General features: G+C 69.0%; 28 protein-coding genes. 15 read left to right on the forward strand and 13 right to left on the reverse strand.

Translation table 11 applies throughout. From position 1 onward, the window contains the following. Positions 1-18 precede the first annotated feature (18 nt). Positions 19-1,650: a methyl-accepting chemotaxis protein gene (locus C5C07_RS02300; protein WP_115804472.1), complete on the forward strand. Its 1,632-nt coding sequence runs from the start codon at positions 19-21 to the stop codon at positions 1,648-1,650. Between the two features lie 96 nt (positions 1,651-1,746). Next, a complete protein-coding gene (locus C5C07_RS02305) occupies positions 1,747-3,636 on the forward strand; it encodes a PINc/VapC family ATPase (RefSeq protein WP_115804473.1) in 1,890 nt (629 codons plus the stop codon). Positions 3,637-3,756: 120 nt separating this feature from the next. On the opposite strand, the gene C5C07_RS02310 is transcribed toward C5C07_RS02305, so the two are convergent. After that, positions 3,757-4,050: a helix-turn-helix domain-containing protein gene (locus tag C5C07_RS02310; protein WP_004044502.1), complete on the reverse strand. Its 294-nt coding sequence runs from the start codon at positions 4,048-4,050 to the stop codon at positions 3,757-3,759. A 124-nt stretch (positions 4,051-4,174) separates the two neighbouring features. On the opposite strand from C5C07_RS02310, the gene C5C07_RS02315 reads away from it, so the two are divergent. The 4 genes from C5C07_RS02315 (at position 4,175) to C5C07_RS02330 (ending at position 7,909) form a co-directional block, all read left to right on the forward strand. Then, positions 4,175-4,489, forward strand: coding sequence for a hypothetical protein (locus C5C07_RS02315; RefSeq protein WP_004973486.1), 315 nt, complete (start codon positions 4,175-4,177; stop codon positions 4,487-4,489). 2 nt (positions 4,490-4,491) lie between these two features. Next, a complete protein-coding gene (locus C5C07_RS02320; protein ID WP_004973485.1) occupies positions 4,492-6,306 on the forward strand; it encodes a ribosome biogenesis/translation initiation ATPase RLI in 1,815 nt (604 codons plus the stop codon). Positions 6,307-6,438: 132 nt separating this feature from the next. Beyond that, entirely contained in the window at positions 6,439-7,371 is a 933-nt protein-coding gene (locus tag C5C07_RS02325; protein WP_115804474.1) for a VOC family protein, read from the forward strand. A 55-nt stretch (positions 7,372-7,426) separates the two neighbouring features. Next, positions 7,427-7,909 carry a YbhB/YbcL family Raf kinase inhibitor-like protein gene (locus C5C07_RS02330; protein WP_115804475.1) on the forward strand — a complete coding sequence of 161 codons (483 nt, stop codon included), beginning with the start codon at positions 7,427-7,429 and terminating at the stop codon, positions 7,907-7,909. A 24-nt stretch (positions 7,910-7,933) separates the two neighbouring features. Here the strand turns inward: C5C07_RS02330 and rtcA are convergent, their stop codons facing one another. From rtcA to C5C07_RS02345, 3 genes are all read right to left on the reverse strand, one after another. Continuing rightward, positions 7,934-9,049: an RNA 3'-terminal phosphate cyclase gene (gene rtcA, locus C5C07_RS02335; RefSeq protein ID WP_115804476.1), complete on the reverse strand. Its 1,116-nt coding sequence runs from the start codon at positions 9,047-9,049 to the stop codon at positions 7,934-7,936. Next, positions 9,050-9,499 (reverse strand): universal stress protein, encoded by a 450-nt coding sequence (locus C5C07_RS02340; protein ID WP_115804477.1) that lies wholly within the window; start codon positions 9,497-9,499, stop codon positions 9,050-9,052. It abuts the gene before it with no gap. A gap of 102 nt (positions 9,500-9,601) precedes the next feature. After that, the gene (locus C5C07_RS02345) at positions 9,602-10,123 is read right to left on the reverse strand and encodes an archaemetzincin family Zn-dependent metalloprotease (RefSeq protein ID WP_004969113.1); all 522 of its coding nucleotides are present in this window, start codon (positions 10,121-10,123) and stop codon (positions 9,602-9,604) included. A 39-nt stretch (positions 10,124-10,162) separates the two neighbouring features. On the opposite strand from C5C07_RS02345, the gene C5C07_RS02350 reads away from it, so the two are divergent. From C5C07_RS02350 to npdG, 4 genes are all read left to right on the forward strand, one after another. After that, the gene (locus C5C07_RS02350; protein WP_115804478.1) at positions 10,163-10,594 is read left to right on the forward strand and encodes a UPF0146 family protein; all 432 of its coding nucleotides are present in this window, start codon (positions 10,163-10,165) and stop codon (positions 10,592-10,594) included. A gap of 52 nt (positions 10,595-10,646) precedes the next feature. Continuing rightward, positions 10,647-11,501, forward strand: coding sequence for a TIGR01548 family HAD-type hydrolase (locus C5C07_RS02355; protein WP_115804479.1), 855 nt, complete (start codon positions 10,647-10,649; stop codon positions 11,499-11,501). A 55-nt stretch (positions 11,502-11,556) separates the two neighbouring features. After that, positions 11,557-11,772 carry a hypothetical protein gene (locus tag C5C07_RS02360; protein ID WP_004973468.1) on the forward strand — a complete coding sequence of 72 codons (216 nt, stop codon included), beginning with the start codon at positions 11,557-11,559 and terminating at the stop codon, positions 11,770-11,772. A 77-nt stretch (positions 11,773-11,849) separates the two neighbouring features. Then, positions 11,850-12,518 carry an NADPH-dependent F420 reductase gene (gene npdG / locus C5C07_RS02365; RefSeq protein ID WP_115804480.1) on the forward strand — a complete coding sequence of 223 codons (669 nt, stop codon included), beginning with the start codon at positions 11,850-11,852 and terminating at the stop codon, positions 12,516-12,518. 30 nt (positions 12,519-12,548) lie between these two features. Here npdG and C5C07_RS02370 read toward each other — a convergent pair whose 3' ends face one another. The 4 genes from C5C07_RS02370 to C5C07_RS02385 form a co-directional block, all read right to left on the reverse strand. After that, the gene (locus C5C07_RS02370; protein WP_004973464.1) at positions 12,549-13,802 is read right to left on the reverse strand and encodes an MFS transporter; all 1,254 of its coding nucleotides are present in this window, start codon (positions 13,800-13,802) and stop codon (positions 12,549-12,551) included. 214 nt (positions 13,803-14,016) lie between these two features. After that, on the reverse strand, positions 14,017-14,319 hold the full coding sequence (gene hisE, locus C5C07_RS02375) for a phosphoribosyl-ATP diphosphatase (protein WP_115804481.1): 303 nt from the start codon (positions 14,317-14,319) through the stop codon (positions 14,017-14,019). 96 nt (positions 14,320-14,415) lie between these two features. Beyond that, entirely contained in the window at positions 14,416-15,024 is a 609-nt protein-coding gene (gene pdxT, locus C5C07_RS02380; RefSeq protein ID WP_004973460.1) for a pyridoxal 5'-phosphate synthase glutaminase subunit PdxT, read from the reverse strand. Between the two features lie 55 nt (positions 15,025-15,079). Next, entirely contained in the window at positions 15,080-15,244 is a 165-nt protein-coding gene (locus C5C07_RS02385; protein WP_049904986.1) for a preprotein translocase subunit Sec61beta, read from the reverse strand. A 205-nt stretch (positions 15,245-15,449) separates the two neighbouring features. Between C5C07_RS02385 and trxA the strand changes: the two genes are divergently transcribed. Both trxA and C5C07_RS02395 read left to right on the forward strand, forming a co-directional pair. Next, the gene (gene trxA, locus C5C07_RS02390; RefSeq protein ID WP_394295171.1) at positions 15,450-15,731 is read left to right on the forward strand and encodes a thioredoxin; all 282 of its coding nucleotides are present in this window, start codon (positions 15,450-15,452) and stop codon (positions 15,729-15,731) included. Between the two features lie 113 nt (positions 15,732-15,844). Then, the gene (locus tag C5C07_RS02395) at positions 15,845-15,991 is read left to right on the forward strand and encodes a 50S ribosomal protein L40e (protein WP_004044485.1); all 147 of its coding nucleotides are present in this window, start codon (positions 15,845-15,847) and stop codon (positions 15,989-15,991) included. Positions 15,992-16,008: 17 nt separating this feature from the next. Here C5C07_RS02395 and C5C07_RS02400 read toward each other — a convergent pair whose 3' ends face one another. Together C5C07_RS02400 and C5C07_RS02405 are read right to left on the reverse strand one after the other, a co-directional pair. Continuing rightward, positions 16,009-16,389, reverse strand: a complete 381-nt coding sequence (locus C5C07_RS02400; RefSeq protein WP_004973454.1) for a hypothetical protein — start codon at positions 16,387-16,389, stop codon at positions 16,009-16,011. A 1-nt stretch (position 16,390) separates the two neighbouring features. Further along, positions 16,391-17,017, reverse strand: coding sequence for an MBL fold metallo-hydrolase (locus C5C07_RS02405; RefSeq protein ID WP_050458578.1), 627 nt, complete (start codon positions 17,015-17,017; stop codon positions 16,391-16,393). Between the two features lie 131 nt (positions 17,018-17,148). Here C5C07_RS02405 and C5C07_RS02410 point away from each other — a divergent pair, with 131 nt between their 5' ends. Genes C5C07_RS02410 through C5C07_RS02420 form a run of 3 tightly spaced genes read left to right on the forward strand, consistent with a single transcriptional unit; the run spans position 17,149 to position 18,548 of the window. Continuing rightward, positions 17,149-17,319 carry a DUF5786 family protein gene (locus C5C07_RS02410; protein ID WP_004044482.1) on the forward strand — a complete coding sequence of 57 codons (171 nt, stop codon included), beginning with the start codon at positions 17,149-17,151 and terminating at the stop codon, positions 17,317-17,319. Beyond that, on the forward strand, positions 17,316-17,927 hold the full coding sequence (locus C5C07_RS02415) for a DUF99 family protein (RefSeq protein ID WP_115804482.1): 612 nt from the start codon (positions 17,316-17,318) through the stop codon (positions 17,925-17,927). Before C5C07_RS02410 ends, C5C07_RS02415 begins: the two co-directional genes overlap by 4 nt. 24 nt (positions 17,928-17,951) lie before the next feature. Further along, positions 17,952-18,548: a uracil-DNA glycosylase family protein gene (locus C5C07_RS02420; RefSeq protein ID WP_115804483.1), complete on the forward strand. Its 597-nt coding sequence runs from the start codon at positions 17,952-17,954 to the stop codon at positions 18,546-18,548. Positions 18,549-18,578: 30 nt separating this feature from the next. Here C5C07_RS02420 and C5C07_RS02425 read toward each other — a convergent pair whose 3' ends face one another. The 3 genes from C5C07_RS02425 to C5C07_RS02435 form a co-directional block, all read right to left on the reverse strand. Further along, positions 18,579-19,373, reverse strand: coding sequence for a DUF6498-containing protein (locus C5C07_RS02425; RefSeq protein WP_115804484.1), 795 nt, complete (start codon positions 19,371-19,373; stop codon positions 18,579-18,581). A 73-nt stretch (positions 19,374-19,446) separates the two neighbouring features. After that, positions 19,447-20,463 (reverse strand): phosphonate ABC transporter, permease protein PhnE, encoded by a 1,017-nt coding sequence (gene phnE, locus C5C07_RS02430; protein ID WP_233510259.1) that lies wholly within the window; start codon positions 20,461-20,463, stop codon positions 19,447-19,449. Then, positions 20,460-21,215, reverse strand: a complete 756-nt coding sequence (locus C5C07_RS02435) for a phosphonate ABC transporter ATP-binding protein (RefSeq protein WP_004973448.1) — start codon at positions 21,213-21,215, stop codon at positions 20,460-20,462. The genes phnE and C5C07_RS02435 overlap by 4 nt, the downstream gene beginning before the upstream one ends. Positions 21,216-21,282 lie beyond the last annotated feature (67 nt).

Genomic DNA, 21,282 nt, shown 5'->3' on the forward strand with positions numbered 1-21,282 from the left:
TTCCCCGCACGTCCGAGTATGCGACTCGTCTCGACGTACGAACGGTTGCTCTGGGGAAGCATGGACGCGCTCGGAATCTCGGATTCGGTCGAGAGAAAGGTCGTCGTAGCCGTCGCCATCCAGTTCGCGGTCTCGCTCGCACAGGCCGCGCTCCCCTGGGTCGCGACCGGCGCGCTCCGACTCGAACTCTCGGCGCTCTTCCTGTTCGGTGCCGGCCTCGCGTTCGTCAACACGATTATCATCACGCGAAAAGACATCGTCTCGCCCATCGAGTCCATCTCGTCGGCGGCCGCGGGCGTCGCGGCGGGCGACCTCTCGGCCCGGCCCCCGGGCGTGCCCGGGAACGACGAGGTGGCCCGCCTTGCCGACGACTTCGGCGCGATGCACGACCACCTCTGTATCGTCGCCTCGCAGGCGGGCGCGCTCGCCGACCAGCGGTTCGACGACCCGGCGCTCGACGAGGACCTGCCGGGCGAGTTCGGCGACGCGCTCGACCGGATGCAGCGCGACCTCGCCGACTACACGCGCAACCTCCAGCACCTCGTGGAAGCGTTCGCCGAGGCGACCTCGCGGGCGCAGGCGGGCGACCTCACCGCCACCATCGACACCGACGACTGGGGTGTCGACGACGAGCGATACGAGGAGGTCGCGGCGACCTACAACGACCTCGTCCGCACCCTCTCGTCGACCATCGGCGAGGTGCAGTCGTTCGCGCAGGCGGTGTCGGAGATGAGTTCGACCGCCCGCGAGCACGTCCGCCGGGCCGACGCCGCCAGCGAGGAAGTCGCCGCCTCGGTCACCGAAATCTCCGACGGCGCGGGGGCGCAGACCGAACACCTCCAGACCGTCTCCGACGAACTCAACACGCTCTCGGCGACCGTCGAGGAGATAGCCGCCTCCGCGGACGAGGTCGCCACCACCGCCGAGACCGCCTCCGAGCGCGGCGAGGTCGGCCGGGACGCGGCGACCGAGGCGATGCGGGAGTTGGACACCGTGGAGGCCCGAATCGACCGCACCGCCGACGCGGTCGCCGAACTCACCGAGAGCATCGAGGAGATAGACGAAATCGCGGCGTTCATCGACCACGTCGGCTCTCAGACCGACCTGCTCGCCATCAACGCGGCCATCGAGGCCGCCCACGCGGGCGAGGCCGGCGACGGCTTCGGCGTCGTCGCCCAGGAGGTCAAGTCGCTCGCCGAGGAGACCCGCGACTCGGCCGACGAGGTGTCCGGCCTCATCGCCGACATCACCGACCACTCCGAGGAGACGCTCGCCGACGTGCGGGAGATGAACCGGCAGGTCGCCGACAGTTTGGAGACCGTCACCGAGGCCATCGGCGAGTTCGAGAGCATCGTGGACATGGTGACGGACATCGACGCCAGCGTGGCCGAGGTGAGCGCCGCGACCGACCAGCAGGCAACGTCGGCGGCGGACATCGCCGCCCGCGTCGACGACGTGGCCAACATCTCCGAGGAGACCGCCGGCCAGTCGCGGACCGTCGTCGAGACGGCACGGGAGCAGTCCGCGTCCATCGGCGACCTCGCGGACCAGACCGAGGTGCTGTCGTCGCGGGCGGCCGACCTCGACGGCCTCGTCGGGTCGTTCGAAGTCATCGGAGGGAGGCGAGCGGTCGCGCCCGGCGACGACTGAATCGAAGTCGAGAGCCGCGGTACCACCCGCCGCCCCGTCGGCGGTGTCACCGCTTTTATCTACAACCTTATCCGTCACCCGCCCAAACCCACGCGCATGAAGATAGTGCCGGACACGAGCGCGGTCATCGACGGTCGCGTGTCCGAGCGAGTCGACGACGGCACCTACGAGGGTGCCGACGTACTCGTCCCCGAGGCGGTCGTCAGCGAACTCGAATCGCAGGCCAACGACGGCCGTGACACGGGCTGGGAGGGCCTCTCCGAGCTCCAGCGTCTCGCGGAATTCGCCGACGACGGCGTCATCGACCTCAAGTACGTCGGTCGCCGCCCGAGCTCCGGCGAGACGAAGGGTGCCGGCGAGGGCGACATCGACGCGCTCATCCGCGACATCGCCACCGAGCGGTCGGCGACGCTCCTGACGAGCGACGTGGTGCAGGCCGAAGTGGCGAAGGCGAAGGGCGTCTCGGTCGAGTACGTCGAGGCCGCGGTCCGCGGCTCCGGCGGACTCATCATCGAGCGCTTCTTCGACGACCAGACCATGTCGGTCCACCTCAAGACCGACACCCGCCCGAAGGCCAAACGCGGCGCGGTCGGCGAGATGCACTACCAGCCAATCGCCGACGAGCCGACCGACGAGGCGACGATGAAGGAGTGGGCCGACGACATCGTCAACTCCGCCCGCGCCGCCACCGACGGCTTCGTCGAACTCTCCGAGCCGGGCATGGACATCGTCCAGTTCCGTGACTACCGCATCGCGGTCGCCCGCCCGCCGTTCGCCGATGGCATCGAAATCACCGCCGTCCGGCCCATCGTCAAGACCGAACTCGACGACTACGAGTTCGCCGACGAACTCCGCGACCGACTCGCCGAGCGCCAGCGCGGCGTCCTCATCGCCGGGTCGCCCGGTGCCGGGAAGTCCACGTTCGCGCAGGCGGTCGCCGAGTTCCTCAACGACAGCGACTACGCGGTCAAGACGATGGAAAAGCCCCGCGACCTGCAGGTCGGCCCCGACATCACCCAGTACACCGCCCTCGGCGGCGACATGGCGAAGACGGCCGACTCCCTGCTCCTCGTGCGCCCGGACTACACCATCTACGACGAGGTCAGAAAGACCGAGGACTTCTCGGTGTTCTCCGACATGCGCCTCGCGGGCGTCGGCATGGTCGGCGTCGTCCACGCCACCCGCGCCATCGACGCGCTCCAGCGCCTCGTCGGCCGGGTCGAACTCGGCATGATTCCGCAGGTCGTCGACACCGTCGTCTACATCGAGGACGGCGAGGTCCACACGGTGTACGACGTGAGCACCGAGGTCAAGGTGCCCGAGGGCCTCTTCGCGGAGGACCTCGCCCGCCCGGTCATCCAGATTCGGGACTTCGAGACCGGCACGCCGGAGTACGAGATTTACACGTTCAACCGGCAGGTCGTCACCGTCCCGCTCGGCGAGGGCGGAGAAGAGAAAGAAAGCGGCGTCTCCCGGCTGGCGAAACAGGAGATCGAACGCGAGATTCGCTCCATCGCCCGCGGCCACGTCGACGTCGACCTGAAGGGACAGAACCGCGCGGTCGTCTACGTCGAGGAAGACGACATCTCCTACGTCATCGGGAAGGGCGGCGGCCGCATCTCGGACGTCGAAGACCGCCTCGGCATCGACATCGACGTGCGGACCCACGACGAAAAGCCCTCGTCGTCGGGCCAGCACGCGGGCGCGAACGCCGGGGGTCAGTCCGGCGCGTCCGGTTCCGGCGGCGGGGCCGGCGGGGCCGGCGAGGGTGTCGTCGTGACGCCCGAGGTCACCTCGCGGCACGTCATCGTCCGGATGGACGGCCACGTCGGCGAGACCGTCGAGGTCCGCGCGGACGACGAATACCTGTTCACGGCGACGGTCGGCCGCGGCGGGGACATTCAGGTCTCGCGCGGCAGCGCCATCGCCGAAGAACTGGAGAACGCTATCGATAGAAAACAGCAGATTACGGTCGTTCCGGCCTAGGAGAACGGCCGAATCGTCGTTTTCGTCGTCTGTCGGTCGTTTTCGACCGGGGCGACGCGTCGCAACTGGTCTCTTCCGACACCGACTGCGAAGCGTGCGGTGGTTCCGCGGCGGTTCTAGTTACTCGGCGCAGCAGGCCTTTTCCTTGCCGCCGTCGGCTTTGGCCTGCGCCTGCTGCGGCGCGAGATCGGTCAACTGATAGAGGTTCTGTCGGGCGTCGGCGAAGTAGACGTCCTCGTCGACGATACCGATTCCCTCGAGTCGTTCGAGCGCGTAGCGAACGGTTCGCGCCGAGAGCATCGACTCTTCGACGATGCCTTTCTGGGTGAGCGGACCGTTGTATTCGAGCACTTTGAAAACGAGCTTCGCACTCGGTGGGAGGTCGTCGAGACTCTCCTCTTCTGTTCCAGCCATCGTTACGAATCGAAACGCGCTACCAGCATAAACCTTGTTGGCCCGCGACCGGCCGACAACGCTTTATCCGCGCGGCGGCGGCAGGAACGAACGCCTTTTGACGCCGGATATCGCAGAGGAACACATGGCCACGGAAACGCAGACCGGTCTCTCCAGTCATATTCGCGGAGTGACGGTCACGACACTCTCCTGCCTCGCCGGCATCGCCGCCGCGGTGCTCTCCGGGGCTGTGGTGGGGACGAGTCCCGAGGCCGCGACCAATCAGTTGGCCGTGGGTATCCTCGGGGCGTTCGTCCTCGTCCAGTTCCCGGTGCTTCGCGTCGTCGGCGTCGACGTCAACGGGTTCGGCGCGAAGGACTACCTCTACGTGGTGTTCATGACCTTCGCGCTCTGGTTCATCACGTTCGCCATCCTCCTGACTTCGGGTGTTCAGATCTAACGATGGCCGACGATAGTATCGCCGTCGTCGACTTAGACCGGTGTTCTCCCGACCGCTGTAGCTACGAGTGCTCGAACTTCTGTCCGCCGAACCGGACGGGCAAAGAGTGCATCACGCTCCGCGGCGAGGACGCCGAGCAGGGCGGTCCCGACCAGGTGCGCATCTCCGAGGAAATCTGCCTCGGCGAGACCTGCGGCATCTGCGTCGAGAAGTGCCCCTTCGATGCAATCGAAATCATCAACCTCCCCTCGGAGCTCGACGAGGAGCCGACCCACCGCTACGGCGAGAACGCTTTCTCGCTGTACGGCCTTCCGGTCCCCGAGTCCGGCTCGGTCACGGGTATCCTCGGACCGAACGGCATCGGGAAGACCACAGCCGTCCGCGCCCTCGCAGGCGAGATGGTCCCCAACCTCGGCAACTACGGCGACGAGCCGACGTGGGAGGCCGTCCTCGACCGCTTCCGCGGGACCGAACTCCAGAACTACGTCGAGCAGGTCCGCGACGGCGAGGTCTCCATCGCGCGCAAGCCGCAGTACGTCGACCAGATTCCCAAGCAGTTCGACGGCTCGGCCCGCGACCTCCTGGAGGCGACCGACGAGCGCGGCGCGCTCGACTCCTACATCGACCGCCTCGACATCGGTCCCGTCGTCGACAACGACATCGAGACGCTCTCCGGCGGCGAGCTTCAGCGGGTCGCCCTCGCGGCGACGCTCGCCCGCGACCGCGACTTCTACTTCCTCGACGAGATTTCGCCGTACCTCGACATCGGCCAGCGCGTCACCGCCGCGCGGCTCATCCGCGAACTCGCGGAGGAAGAAGACCGCGCGGTGCTCGTGGTCGAACACGACCTCGCCATCCTCGACCTGCTCGCCGACACGCTCCACGTCGCCTACGGTGAGCCCGGCGCGTACGGTGTCATCACCGACCCCAAGTCGGTCAGAAACGGCATCAACGAGTACCTGAAGGGGTATCTCTCGAACGAGAACATGCGCATCCGCCCGGAGGCAATCACCTTCGAGGAGCACGCGCCGCGCGAGACGACGAAGGCCGAACCCCTCGTCGAGTACCCCGAACTCGCCAAGTCCTACGGCGACGGCGAGTTCTCCCTCGACGTCGAGGCCGGCACCATCTACAACGGCGAAGTGCTCGGCATCGTCGGTCCCAACGGCATCGGGAAGTCCACGCTCGCACAGCTCTTTACGGGCGACCTGACGCCCGACATGGGCGAACTCGACTTCGCGCTCGACATCTCGTACAAGCCGCAGTACATCGAAATCGACCAGCCGATGCGGGTCGACGCGTTCCTCTCGTCTATCACCGACCAGTTCGGTTCGTCGTACTGGAACACCGAAATCGCGAACCCGCTCCAGCTCAACCGCATCATGGAGCGCAACCTCACCGACCTCTCCGGCGGCGAGCGCCAGCGCGTCGCCATCGCGGCGTGCCTCTCGCAGGACGCCGACCTCTACCTGCTCGACGAGCCGTCGGCCCACCTCGACGTGGAACAGCGCGTGCAGGCCACCTCGGCCATCCGCCGCTACGCCGAGAACCACGACGCGACGGTCATGGTCATCGACCACGACATCTACATGATGGACCTGCTCGCGGACCGCCTGATGGTGTTCGACGGCGAGCCGTCCATCGAGGGCCACGCCTCGAAGCCCCAGGAGATGCGCGACGGCATGAACGACTTCCTGTCGGACCTCGACATCACGTTCCGCCGCGACGAGCGCACCCAGCGCCCGCGCATCAACAAGCCCGACTCGCAACTCGACCGCGAGCAGAAGCGCGCCGGCGAGTACTACTACGCCGAATAGCGACCCGTTCGCTCGCGTTTCCACCCCTCCGTTTCTCCGTTCTTCGCTCCCTCACCCTCGGTTACGCCTCGCGCCGCGAGTGACTCCGATGTTACTACGGGCGTTTTCACGGTCACGCTCGAAGACGTGGGTATGACGAACGCTTCCCCCTCGGATGGCTCGCTCACGGACGACACCCACCTCGGCCGGGTCGCGCTTCGCGTCGGCTCGCTCGACCGCGTCGTCCCGTTCTACCGCGACGTGGTCGGCCTCGCGGTCGAGCGCGAGCGCGACGGTTCGCGGGCGGTCCTCTCGGCCGGCGAGACCCCCGTCGTCGTCCTCGACGAGGACCCCGACGCCCCGGAGCGCGGTCGCCGGGAGGCCGGGCTGTTCCACCTCGCGGTTCGCGTGCCCGACCGGGGCGCGCTCGGCGACGTGCTCTCCCGCGCCAGAACCCGCGCAACCGACGCCGGCGCGACCCTCTCCGGCGCGTCCGACCACCTCGTCAGCGAGGCGCTGTACTTCCGCGACCCGGAGGGAAACGGCGTCGAGGTCTACTACGACCGGCCCCGCGAGGAGTGGCCGTGGACCGACGACCGCCGGGTGTCGATGGACACGCTCGCGCTCGACCTCGGGTCGCTCGCCGACGACGCCGCCGGCGGGGACCGCGCGCCCGACGGCACCGACCTCGGCCACGTCCACCTCGAAGTCACGAACGTCCCCCGTTCGCGGGACTTCTACGTCGACGCGCTCGGCATGCGCGTCCGCGACGAGGGTTACCCCAGCGCGTCGTTCGTCGCCGCCGGCGAGTACCACCACCACGTCGGTCTGAACAGTTGGAACACCCGAAGCGCCCCCGCCGGCGAGGGCCGCGGCATCGAGTGGTTCGAAGTCGTCGTCCCCGACGCCGCGACGCTCGACGCGGTCCGGGAGTCGCTGGTCGACGGCGGCCACGAGTTCGACGAGGGCGGGTTCGGCGGGGACGAACCCGGCGACGGCGACGCGGCCGGCGCGGCCGGCGCGACCGACTCGCTCGTCGTCTCCGACCCTGATGGAATCGAAATCCGCGTCGTTCACGGCCGCTGACGGGTCGATTCGGCCGAACGAATCGTTTTGTCGTTGGTCGCCCAACGGGCGGGTAATGATATCGAGTGATTCGAGCGAGCGCCGCCGCGGGCTCACCCTCCGAAGCCCGGCGTTCGACGACGGAAGCCCGATACCCCGCACCCACGGCTACGCGACCGAAAACGAGAGCCCGCCGCTCCGAATCGGGGGCGTTCCCCCCGGGACCGCCTCGCTCGCGCTCGTGATGGACGACCCCGACGCGGTGAAACCCGCGGGCAAGGTGTGGGACCACTGGCTGGTCTGGAACATCGACCCCGGCACCGACGCCATCGAGGCGGGCGAGACGCCGCCGGACGCGGTCGAGGGAACTAACAGCTACGGCGAGACGGGCTACGGCGGCCCGAACCCGCCGGACGGCGAGCACACCTATCGGTTCCTGTTGTACGCGCTCGACACCTCCCTCGACCTCGTCGCCGGCGCGACGAAAGCCGACCTGAAACGCGCCATCGCGGGACACGTCACCGCCGAGACGCAACTGACCGGAAAATACGCGCCCTGAGGCTGCCGAAGCCGGAGCTTCGGGTCAGCGGCCGCCGTCTGACTCGACGACCGCGCCGGTCCTCGCCTCCGTCTCCGCCCCCGGACCTGCGCCAGCGCCCGCCCCCGCGCCGCGGTCCCCGTCTTCGCCCGCCCGGAGCGTCACGTCGTAGCCGAAGGCACGAATCACGTCGAGGTTCGTCCGCACGTGGTCCGTGACGGCGGGAATCCGCACGCGACCCCCGGCGAGCGCGACCCAGACGAGCAGTTGGTCGGCCATGTGGCGGTCAACCGGCGCGTCGCCGCCGAGCCAGTCGAGAAGCGAGTCGGCCGCCCGCGACCCGACCGTCTCGGCCGGCGTGCCGCGCTCGCCGTAGGCGTCGAAGCCGGCGACGAGCGACGCGGAACCGTCGCCTGCTCTCTCGTCTTCTCCGCCCCGAGCGACGACGACCACGGCCGAACCGGGCGAGTCGCTCTCGGCCGACGAGACCGACGACCGAATCGGGAGGTCGACGCCCGCCTCGGCGAGCGCGTCGCGGACGCCCTCGACCTGTCGCTCGGCCACCGCGGCGTCCGCGAGCGACTCGCTCGCGACCGAGTAGACCCGGAGTTCGTCGGGCTCCGCGCGGCGGGTCAGTTCGACCGGTGTCGGCTCGGCCGGCGCGATGCGGAGCGAAAGCGTGCCGCCGCCGGCCGGGTAGAAGCCGCGACGAGGCACCGAGACGCCGAACTCGACGCCGAACGCCGAACACAGCGGGCGCTTCGCGTACCGGAGGTAGTCCGTCGGCGGCGACCACCGAACGTCGGTGCCGCCGGTGACGGTGAGCGAAAGCGGGTCGTCGAGAGCGACGGCCGCGGGGAGCAGCGTCTCGCAAACGAGCGTCGCGCTCCCGGCGGTGCCGACGGCCGCCTCGACCGGGTCGGCTCGGACCTCGCGGGGCGAAAAGCGGAGCGTCGACGACCCGACCTCGTCGCCGGCGACGTCGGCGTTCGAGACGGCGGCCGCGACCGAGACGCAGGCGACGTGCTGGGCCTTCAGCCCGGGCGTCGAGCGATTTCCGCGGACGTTCGCCATCTCGAACGGCTCGCCGGTCACGACCGAGAGCGCGAGGGCGGTCCTGAGGGGCTGTCCGCCGCCGTCGCGCCCGTCGAGTCGGCGCATTCAGCGGACGACGGTGACGGGGCAGGACGCCCGCTCGACCAGTTCCTTGGCGACGCTGCCGACCAGCCCCTCGTAGCGCTTCGAGAGGCCGCGGTGGCCGACGAAGATGCCGTCGGCGCCCGCCTCGTCGGCGTAGGTCGGAATCGCCTCCACGGGGTCGCCGTAGAGGAGTTCCGTAGTCGCTTCGACGCCCGCGTCGGCGGCGCGTTCGGCGGCCGCTTGCAGGACGTGTTCGGCGCGCGATTCCGCGTCTTCGAGGCTCTCGGCGACGATTCGGTCGCCGGTTCTGGCGACGCCCGCGACGGGTTCCTCGCCGCCTTCGACGAGGACCTGCGGTTCGACCGCGTGGACGATGGTGACCGTCGCACCCAGCGGTTCGAGCATCGTGAGCGCGTGGTCGAGCGCTCTGTCGGCGGCCGCAGAGCCGTCTACTGCAACGACGAAGTTCATGGTTGTACACACGTGCCGCGACGAGAAAAAGGGTGAGACGAGACGGGGCGAGCCGAGCCGAGACAAACCGAGCCCAGACGAACCGAGACCGGTTCCCGAGCGCTAGTGGACGAGCCGACTGCAGGTGCCGCAGAGGTTCTCTTCTTTCACGTCCACCTCGCGGACCGTCGGCGAGAAGGACATGACGCACTTGTTGTTGTCGCAGTGTTCGAGGCCGAGGGTGTGGCCGATCTCGTGGACGACCTCCTTTCGCACGCGGTCGGACAGCACCTCGTCGGCGGGTTTGTTCGTGATGCCGCCGTCGGTGGAGGTCTGGAGGCGGTACGTGGAGATGACGGAGCCGTTGCCGTTGAGGTACGCGAGGCCGAAGACGTAGTTTCGGCGGCGGTAGTAGAGGTCCTTTTCGGTGATGCCGATGTTCTTCTCGCCGCGACCGATGCGGCTCGCCAGCTCGATGAACTGCTCGGCCCGGTACTGGTTTCGGCTCCGGTCGAACGCGCCCTCGGGTATCGCCTGATTCGAGTGCACGGTCACGTCGCAGTCGTAGACGGAGCGGAGTCCGGCGGATGCCTCCCGCTTGACGGCCGCAGAAATATCCCCGATAGGCACGATATCGACGAGCATGCGAGGGATTAAGCGGGGACGCTTCATAAATATCCCGACGTGAAAAAATCGCTTCGCGACGCGCTCGTCGGACGGTTGTCGGGGTACGACCGCGCGGTCGAACTCGGGGTCGGTCGGGAGCCGTCGGTGGCGGCCGCCCTCGCCGACCGCGGGGTCGACGTGGTCGCCGTCGACGTGCACGAGTTCCCCGTCCCCGAGGACGTCTCGTTCGTCCGCGACGACGTGTTCGCCCGCGCTGACGCCTCCGACCTCGGCCCCTACGCCGACGCCGGCGTCGTCTACGCCCTGAACGTCCCCGTCGAACTCCACGGACCCGCGGTCGAGGTCGCCCGCCGCGCCGACGCCGACTTCCTGTTTACCACGCTCGGCTACGACGAACCCTCGATTCCGGTCGCCCGCGAGAGGCTTCCGGGCGACACGCTGTACGTCGCCGAGCACGGGCGGCGGGGCCAGCGCGCCCGGCGGGACTAGCCCGCCCGGGCCCAAGAGTAAGGCACTTGCCCGCTCGCCGCGCGCTTCCGGTATGCACGCGGACGCTGTCGTCCTCGATATCGACGGAGTGCTCGTCGACGTCGCCGACTCCTACCGGCGCGCCATCGTCGAATCCGTGGACCGACACTACGGCACGACCATCTCCCGCGACGAGGTCCAACTGTTCAAGGACGCCGGCGGCTTCAACAACGACTGGGAACTGACGTACGCGGCGGCGCTGTACGTCCTCGCCGTCCGCGAGACCGACCTGTCGGTCGCCGAGTTCACCGACGAAATCGAGGCCCGCGGCGGCGGCCTCGACGCCGCCGAGGCGACCGTCGAAGCCCTGTTTTCCGACCCGAGCGTCGTCTTCGACGAGTGGGACCCCGAGGCGCTCCGGGAGACGTTTCAGGCGCTCTATCTCGGAAGCGACCTTTACGGCGACCTCGAAGGCGGCGAGCCGCCGTTCGAGGCCGCCGGCTACATCCACGACGAACCCGTGCTCCTCCGCCCGGAGACGCTCGACGCGCTCGGCGACCGCGAACTCGGCGTCGTGACCGGCCGGCCCAGCGCCGAGGCCGACATCGCGCTCGACCGCGTCGCCCTCGACGTGGCCGACGACCACCGGTTCACGATGGACGACTGGGAGGAGGGAAAGCCCCACCCGGCCGCGCTCGTGACGGTCGCGGAGCGCCTCGGAGCCGAGTCGGTCGTCTTCGTCGGCGACACCCTCGACGACGTGAAGACGGCGCTGAACGCCGACGCCGCGGACCCCGACCGCGTCTACTACGGCGTCGGCGTCCTCTCGGGCGGCCTGACCGGCGACGACGGCCGACAGAAGTTCTCCGAAATCGGCGCGGCCGCCGTCGTCGAGGACGTGAACGAGGTTCCGGACCTCCTCGACTGATGGCACCGACTCCGACTCCGACTCCGACTCCCGTTTCGCCGCCGGAGGGCCGCTGATGGGACACCTCCGCGCCTTCGTCGTCACGCTGCTCGCGCTCGACGCGCTCGTGGTCGTCGTCGGGACGTACCTCCTCCCGCCGGACCCGTTCACGCAGTTGTTCCTCGTCGGGCCGCTGTTGCTGTTGGCCCCGGTGGTCGCGTGGTGGCTCGTCTACCGCGACGGCTTCGAGCGGGTGCAGGCGCTCGTCGAGTCCGACGACGACAGTCGATAGTTCCCCCCGGTCGCGGACACAGGCAGAACCGACCGGTCGCACAACCCTTTAGGTCGGCTCGGTCCGGAGGTGTGAGTATGCGAATCGCACTCCTCGGTGGGACCGGCGACATCGGCGAGGGCCTCGCCCTCCGCTGGGCCTACCACACCGACCACGAGGTCATCATCGGGTCGCGCGACCCCGACAAGGCCCGCGAGAAGGCCGACGAGTACGAGACCGAACTCTCCAGCCGCGGCCGCGACGTGAAGGTAAACGGCTTCACGAACGAGATGGCCGCCGACCGCGCCTCCGTGGTCGTCCTCGCCGTGCCGCCGTACCACGTCTCCGACACCGTCGAGGCCGTCGCCGACTCCCTGTCCGAGGGCGACGTGCTCGTCACGCCCGCCGCGGGCATCAAGCGCGACGACGACGGCTTCCACTACCACCCGCCGAAAGCGGGGAGCGTGACGGCGCTCGTCGCCGACGCGGCCTCCGACGACGTGCCGGTGGTCGGCGCGTTCCACAACCTCGCGGCCGGTCGACTGGCCGACCTCGACGCCGACCTCGGCATCGACACGCTCCTCGTCGCCGACGACGAGGACGCAAAGGAGACCGTGCGCCTGCTCGCCGAGGGCATCGACGGCCTCCGCGCCCTCGACGGCGGCGGCCTCGCCAACGCCGCCGAAATCGAGGCGGTGACGCCGCTTCTCATCAACGTCGCACAGAACAACGACGGGATGCACGACCTCGGCATCGAGTTCAAGTAACGGCGTTCGACCCGCGCCTGACGCGATTTCTCACGACGGTTCCGACCGCGGCACCGTCGCCGCCTCCCCGTAGAGCGTCCGCGCCACGAGCAGTCCGACGACGGCGACGAGCGCGACGCAGGCGAGGTACTCGACGCGGAAGCCGACCACCTCGGCCATCGGAACGGCCACGAGCGGGCCGAGGGTCGACCCCGAGTCGCCGAAGACGTTGTAGACGCCGCCGAGTTTGCCCACGTCGTCGGCCGGGCTGAGGTCGCCGAGGTAGGCTAACAGCGGCGGGTTCGACCCGCCGACGCCGACGCCGATGAGCGCCACGCCCGCGAGCGTCGACGGGAGCGTCGGCACGAGCGCCAGCAGGGTGAATCCGGACGCGAGGACGCCGAGCGCGGGCAGCGTCAGCGCCGCGCGGTTCGACAGGCGGTCGGAGTACCGCCCGACGACGAGCGTCGTGACGCTCGACGCGACGACGCCGACGGCCATCACGACGCCGCTGACGCCCGCCCCCGAGAGGCCGCCGAGCGAGATGTCGTTCGCCGTCGCGTACAGCACGGCCGTCGAGAGGAGGACGCCCGCAAACAGAAAGCGGACGGCGAAGTTCACGGTGCCGACGGTGAAGATGCGGATGTCCGACCGCACCAGCCGCGGCACGTCGCGGAGCGAACTCGCCGCCGTCACGTCGGTCTGCACGTCCGGGAGGACGGAGATGGCGACGAGGGCGGCGAACAGGCCCGCACAGCCCGCGACGGCGAACGCGGTGGCGTAGCCGAACGCGTCGGTGACGAGACCGCCGACGACGAGGCCCGCGGGGAACCCGAGGCTCTGGCCGCCGCGCATGTAGCCGACCCACTTCCCGCGGTTTTCGCCCGAGGTGACGTGCGTGATGGTGCTGAACGCGCCGACGAAGACGAACGCCGAGCCGACGCCCCAGCAGGCCCGCGACAGGAGGAAGATAGTCGCGCTGTCGAGCGGAATCGGGCCGGGGTTCAGCCCGAGGACGTAGCCGAACGGCGACAGCCCCTGCACGACGAACCCGGCTATCATCGGCCGGCGCGTCCCCATCCGGTCGAGTATCTGCCCGGCGGGCGTGTTCACGACCAGCCGAGTGAAGCGGTTCGCCGAGAGGATGAGGCCGACCACGAACGGCGTGATGCCGATGATGGGACCGAGCGTCGGCAGCGTCGGGAAGGCGACGCCCGCGCCGACGCCGCCGAAGAAGACGCCCGCGATGAGGCTCCCGGCGACGAACTCGACTGACGGCTCGTCGCCGCCGAACAGCCGACTCACGCGGCCGACCCTCGGGTGACGGGCGCGGCGCGGTGGGTCGTGGAGGGCGCGGGAGCGAACTGGCGGACGCGGCTTCGGGAGGCGTGCATCGAGAGAGTGCGCTATCGTGGGTGCACGCCCTTGGTGCTTTGCAATCGGGCCGTCTCGTCCGGGAACTGCGGGCGGCGAGCGGCGGCGGTCGAACGTTGCGGTCGCGGGAGCCGCCGCGGCCGTCTCAGAAGCGGGCTTTCAGCTCTTCGCGCAGGTCGTCGAGCGAGGCGTCCTTCATCGACAGCAGGACGAGCAGGTGGTAGACGAGGTCGGCGCTCTCGTAGAGCAGTTCCTCGCGGTCGTCGTCCTTGGCCGCGAGGATGGCCTCGGTCGTCTCCTCGCCGAGCTTTTCGAGGACGTAGTTCTCGCCTTTCTCGTGGGTGAAAAGCGTCGTCGTGTAGGAGCCCTCGGGGAGTTCCACCTTGCGCGACTCGATGGTCGCAAAGAGCTCGTCTAGGACCTCGTCGGTCGGGGTGTCGGCGTCCATGGTCGCACGACGGGCGGGCGCGGAAAAAGACCCTCTGGTTCCGGTGACCGGCGGCACCCCCGTCGGGGAGTCCGCGCCGCCGGTCGAGCGCTCCGCTCAGGCGTCGACTTCGACCGCCAGTTCGTCGAAGAACGCGAGGTCGTGGATGCGGCTGTCGGGCGTCAGTTCGGGGTGGAAGGAGGTGCCGACGACGGGGCCGTCGCGGACGGCGACCGGGTTGCCGTCCCACTCGGCGAGCACCTCCACGCCGTCGCCGACCTCGTCGATGAGGGGCGCGCGGATGAACACCGCGGGGAACGGCGAGTCGAGGCCGGCCACGTCCAGCGGAGCCTCGAAGCTGTCGACCTGCCGGCCGAAGGCGTTGCGGTCGACCGTCACGTCGAGGAGGTCGAGCGTGGTCACGCGGTCGTCCTTGGCGTCGCGGGAGGCGACGATGAGGCCGGCGCAGGTGGCGAGGACGGGTTTCCCGGCGTCGACGTGGGCGCGAATCTCGTCGTCGATGCCCTCGCGTTCGAGGAGTCGGGAGATGGTCGTGGACTCGCCGCCCGGCATGAGTAACACGTCGCAGTCGGGGACGAGGCCGTCGCTTCGAATCTCGACGATTTCGGCGTCGACGCCGTGGGCCGCGGCGGCCCGCTCGACGGCGTCAGCGTGCTCGGACACGTCGCCCTGCACGGCGACGACGCCGGCGCGTAGCGTGGTCATGGAGGGGTCTCGGGAAGCCGCGGACAAAAAGCGTCCGTTCGGCGGTCGGCGCGGTTCAGAGCGCGAGCGCGTTCAGCACCAGAATGCCGATGCCGAACAGCGCTCCCGTGGCGACGACGGTCTTGGGGTCGACTCGAATCGCGTTGCGGTCCTCCGCGTCGAAGTAGCGGACGAGGCCCGCGCTCGACATCAGACCGCCGCTGTTCTGGCCCTTGCTCATGTTCCACCGTCCGTGCGTCCGCCGCGTAAACGTTTCGGCTCGCGCTCGGAACGCGCCCCGCCGCGGCCGGAAAACCTCGCTCATCGGACGAGCCCGCTCGCGGCCGTCTCGGGGGTCGACGGGTCGGAACCCGTTTTGAATGACCGGAAGCACAACCGGAGAGGTGCGGGCCCATGAGTAATCCTTATGCGCGGGGGCAGGCAAGTTGCGTCGGGATACGATGACTGTTCGACTCTTGGACTTCTACGCGGACTGGTGCGGCCCTTGTAAGACGCAGGACCCGATTCTCGACGACCTCGAGGGCGACTACGAGAACGTCGAGTTCGTCAAGGTCGACGTCGACGAGGAACAGGACGTTGCCAACCAGTATCAGGTTCGCTCGCTCCCGACGCTCATCGTCGAGAACGACGACGGCATCGTCGACCGCTTCGTGGGCGTCACCCAGCGCGACGACATCGAATCGGCGCTGAGCCAGGCCGGCGCGTAGGCGCGCCGCGGACCGCCGCGTTTTCCGACCCATCCAGATGGCCGCCGAGAGCGCCGCGAGCGCCGGCGGTGTGTCTCGCAAGCGTTATACGACCGGCGGGGGGACTCGTATGCATGGCTAGTGACGCTGCGACGAAGCGGACGCTCGAGAAGCAGATCTGCATGCGGTGCAACGCGCGCAACCCCCAGAAGGCAAAGCAGTGCCGCAAGTGCGGCTACAAGCACCTTCGACCCAAGTCGAAGGAACGCCGCGCCGCGTAAGCCCGCACGCTTCTCTCTCAGGCGTCTCGCCGATACAGTTCGACCAGCACCGCGAGCAGCGCGAGCTGGACGAGTTTGTCCACGATGCCGCCGATTCCGAAGATATTCGGCCAGTTCAGCGCGACGTAGAGGACCACCTGTCCGACGGTGAAGGGGATGCCGAGCAACACCACCCGCGAGCGGAGGCGCTCGTCGCCGCGCAGGACGCCGACGATGCCGGCGGCGAAGCCCGCCGCGGCCCCGATGAACGCGATGCCGAGCGGGTCGGCGAGGTTCGCGGCCAGCGCGCCCGCCCCGAGGACGAGGTGAATCACGCCGGTCACGGCCGCGAGGCCGACGCCGACGTAGTGCAGTCGCGTCAGGTCGCCGCCCGCGCCCCCGGTCGTGTCGGTCGCCATCTCAGGCCTCCGGGTACTTCGGTTCGCGGCGCTCCGCGCGTTCGAGCGCGCGTTCGAGCGCGTCGCGGACGGTGTCGCCCCCGACCTCGTTCTCGAAGGGGTCGCCGTGGCCGGCGTACAGCGCCTCGACGGTCGACGGGAGGCGGTCGAGGAGCGTGTGCAGGCTGCTGATGAGGCGCTCGCGGGACTGTCCCGGCATGTCGGTGCGACCGAAGCTGCCGTCGTCGAACGCGCCGTCGTTGTAGACGAACACGTCGCCGGAAAACAGCGACCGCCCGCTCACGAGCGAGACGTGGTCGTCGGCGTGACCCGGCGTGTAGATGACCTCGAACGATTCGTCGCCCATCTCGACGCGGTCGCCGTCTTCGAGTTCGTGCGTTCGAAGCGGGTGGTCGGCGTAGGCGTACACGTCCGGGGCGAACCGCTCGACCACCGCGTCGAGTTCGCCCACGTGGTCCGAGTGCTGATGGGTGACGACCACCGCGTCGAGGTCGTCGGTGTGCTCGGCGACGACCTCCTCGACGCCGGGCATCGTTCCGGCGTCGACGAGGACGGTTCGCGCGCCGAGGACGAGGTAGGCGTTGCAGGTGAAGCTCTCGGCGTCGGCGGTGACTGGGATGACTTCCATACCTCCGCGTACGCGCCCGAACGGAAAAAGTCGGACGGGCGAGACGTTCCCCGCGACACCGCAACTCGCCACCGAACGTCGAACTCGCGCGACAAATCCTTTTTGGGGCTCGGTCGTGTACGTATGACTGTATGGGATTTGGGAGCTACGACGAGTCCGAACAAGGAGACCAGAACGTCGACTTCGACGAGGAAGACGGCGTCACGACGAGCGAGGAGAAACACGAGGGCGAGGTCGATTTCGAAATCGGCGCGTCCAACGACGAACTCCTCGACCGGCTCCAGGAGATTAAAGACGAGTGAAGCCGGGGTCTCGCGCCCTCGGGGTCGCGGAATCTTCCCCCGGGGCGGCGCGCGCACCCACAGACGACGCTGACGACGTTCATTTTTCGACAGACCCGTCTCCGGAGAGCGTGCTCTGCGGCGCGGTCGTCCGCGCCGACCGGGTCGTCGACGGCCTCGCCTTCGAGACGTGCACCGTCGGCGGCGACGACGCGACCGACGCCATCGCCTCGCTGTACGCCTCGCTCGACCGCGAGGACGTGCGCTACCTGCTCGTCTCCGGCATCGCCCCGGCGTGGTTCAACCTCGTCGACATCGAGCGCCTCGCCGCGGACCTCGACCTCCCGGTGGTCTCGGTCTCCTTCGAGGAGAGCGAGGGGCTCGAACCCGCGCTCTCGGCTCACTTCTCGGGCGCGGCGCTCGACCGGCGACTCGCCACGTACCGCGCGCCCCCGCCCCGTCGACGGCTCGATGTGAACGGCGAGACGGTGTTCGTCCGGGCCGCCGGCTGCGACGACGACGAGGCCGCGCGGGTCGTCCGCGGGTTCACCCCGGTCGGCGGTCGTCCCGAACCGATTCGCGTGGCCCGGATGGCCGCCCGCGCCGCGCGACGCTTCGCCGGGGATTAAGCCGTCCCCGCCCTCGAACCGAGTATGGAACACATGGAGGGCCTCTGCGTGACGGGCTGCGAGCAGTGCCCCGAACTCGTCGACTCGCGGAGTCGCATCGTCAACGGGGTCGGCCCCGACGACGCCGACCTGCTCTTCCTCGGCGAAGCGCCGGGCGCGAAGGAAGACGAGGGCGGCGAGCCGTTCGTGGGCCGCTCCGGCTCCGTGCTGGACGACGCGCTCCGCGAGGCCGGCCTCGCCCGCGCCGACGTTCGCATCACCAACTGCGTGCGCTGCCGCCCGCCGGACAACCGCGACCCGACGAGCGACGAACTGTCGAACTGCCGGGGCTACCTCGCCCACGAACTCGAACTCGTCGACCCCGAGCTAATCGTCACCCTCGGGAAAGTGCCCTCGCAGCACCTGCTCGACCGCGGCGTCGCCATCACGAACGAGTCAGGGTCGGTCGTGGACGCCCGCGTCGGCGACGCCTCCTACCGCGTCCTCCTCTCGGTTCACCCCGCGGCGACGCTCTACGACCGGAGCCAGCGCGAGGGCTTCTTCGAGACCATCGCGCGCGCCGCCGACCTCTCGGGACTCGCCGACTCCTCGGACGGACAGGCCAGCCTCGGCGACTTCTGAGTTCGCGAGAGCGCCCGTTCACTCCGGCGCTCAGGCCGAGGCGTCGTTGACTTCGATTCGCTCGCCTACCGGTTCTTCGGGCGGTTTCGCCCGCTTTTCTGCCCGGGCGTGTTCCCTGAGGTGCGCGCCCGCGTCGAGCGCGGTTTTGACGACGACCATGACGACGAGCGCCGCGGCGGGCGCGCCCGAGGCGGCGACGAGGAACGCGCCGAGGATGATGGTCAGGTGGAGGACGATGACTCGGCGGTAGGGCTCGGACATCTGCGTGCCGGGCGAGACGCTCCGGTACTCCTCGCGGCCGACGAAGTTGGCGGCGAACGACCCGCCGTGGCTGAGGACCGTCGCGCCCGCCGCGAGGAGGACCGCGCCGAGCGGGACGCCGCCGACCGCGCCGGCCGCCCCGCCCGCGAAGGCGTCGAACGACCAGACGAACACGCCGTGGACGACCCAGAAAATCCCGTAGTGCATGGCGAAAAAGCCCGCGATGGGGACGTTCGAGGGGTAGAAGTGAAAGCCGTCGCGGGGCGATTCGGGCGGCGAGAGGTCAACCCGCCGACCGTTGATGGTGGCGTTGATGCTCGACCCGCCGTCGCCGCGGCCGCTGGCGGCGAGAATCTTCGGGACGTTCAGCAGGCCGACGACGCCGCTTTCGAGCCAGTAGGCGACGAGCAGCGCCTTCAGGCTCCAGTCGAACCAGACGACGCCGACGAGGGGGACGAGGTTCGCGACCACGAGCGCGGCGAGGGCGACGGGCGAGGCGGCGAGACCAGACCCCGAGGAGGCGGCGTGCGACGGCGAAGGAGTGGAACGCGGCGACGACGGCATAGGCTACGCTGTGAGACGCGACGGACCGATAAAAACCGTACCGCGAGAGAACCGCCGAGTCGGGTCGCCGGAGTTACTCCCAGATGGAGCGGGCCATCCGCTGGGGGAACTCGATGACGAGTTTGAGGACGCTCATGCCCTCTTCTTCCTCGCCGCGGATGTACGAGCGAACGCGCTGGCTCACGAACTCGACGGAGACGACGAGCACGAAGATGACGAGAATCGTCGCCATCATGTTCGTGTACTTGAACAGGCTCCGCTGGGTCTGCAGGACGTAGCCGATGCCACCGCCGCCGATGAGCCCCATCGTGACGGCGATGCGCGTGTTGATTTCGAGGATGTACATCGTCCACGCGATGAAGGGCGTAAAGACCTGCGAGAGCATCCCGAAGACGACCGTCTGCCGGCGGTTCGCGCCGGTCGACTCGATGGCCTCTATCGGTCCGTCTTCGACCTCTTCGAGCGCGTCGGTAAACAGGCGGCCGAGGTTGCCCATCGTGTCGGTCCCGATGGCGAGCGTCGCCGTGAACGGCGAGACGCCGCCGAGCGGGATGTAGATGAGCGCCCAGACGAGCGCCGGGATGGCGCGGATGACGCTCATCGTGCCGCGGAAGATGAAGTTGAAGGGGTAGGGCGTCACGCGCTCGGAGCCGAGGACGCCGAGGAGGAGCGCGCCGGGGATGCCGAGGACGGTTCCGGCGAAGCCCATCGCCAGCGTGACGATGGCCGCGCCGAACAGGTCCCGCTCCTGGATGAACTGCCAGTAGGAGCCGAAATCGACGAACGGGAGGCCGAACAGCGTCGTCCGCGGGAAGAAGTCCCCGAGCGCCTCCTGGAACTCGGGCCAGTAGTAGAGGATTTCCGCGACCGAGAAGCCGACCTCCGAGAGCGCCTCGAAGAAGAAAAAGCCGAAGACGACCGAGATGAGGAACGCCATCCCCCACTTGATGCGCTTGGTGAGGGTGATGTCTCGGAGCGCGCGGTCGAGCGTCCCTGACTGGGCCTCGGTGCCGCCGTCGGCTCGGGCGTCGCGGGGTCGGTCCTCGCCGCTTCGCGCGTCGTCGTCCGAGGTCGAATCGCCGCCGCTCATGCGCTCACCTCGGTCCCCTCGCGGATGTCCGCGGTCTGGACGTCGCCGTAGATGCGGTCGATGACGTCGACCGTCAGGTCCTCGCGGTAGCCGTCGAAGACGAGCTTCCCGTCGCGGAGCGCGAGGAACCGCTCGCCGAACTCCCGGGCGAGGTTCACCTGGTGGAGGCTCGCGAGCGTCGAGAGGTCGCGCTCCGCGGCCGCGCTCCGGATGTACCCCATCACCGTCTCGGCGCTGGCGGGGTCGAGGCTGGCGACGGGTTCGTCGGCCAAAAGCAGGTTCGGCCCCTGGACGAGCGCGCGGGCGATGCCGACGCGCTGTTGCTGGCCGCCGCTCATGCTTCGGGTCCGCTGGTTCGCCTGGTCGAGCAGTCCGACCGTCTCCAGCGCGCGGAGCGCCTCGAACTTGTCTTCTTCCGCGTGCCAGCCGACGAGACTACGGAAGAACGAGGTGCGGTTGAGCGCGCCGGTCAGCGCGTTGCCGTAGGCGCTGAGCTGTCCCAGCACGTAGTGTTGCTGGAAAATCATGGCCACGTCGTCGCGCGGGCCTTTGACCGGCTCGCCGTCGATTCGAATCTCGCCGGACGTCGGGTTCGTCAGGCCGTTCAGACAGCGAAGGAGCGTGGACTTCCCCGCCCCAGACTGCCCGAGGAGCACGGCGAACTCGCCGTCCTCGATGGTGAAAGAGACGTCGTCCAACGCCCGGACGTCGCCGAACGCTTTCGTGAGGTTACGTACTTCGATGGTACTCATAGTGTGTGGGCGGACTTCCCGCGTCTACGGTTCGTGGGCGCGGCACCGCCAAAATGATACTGCAATG

The sequence above is a fragment of the Haloferax sp. Atlit-4N genome (assembly GCF_003383025.1).
GTDB lineage: Archaea > Halobacteriota > Halobacteria > Halobacteriales > Haloferacaceae > Haloferax > Haloferax gibbonsii.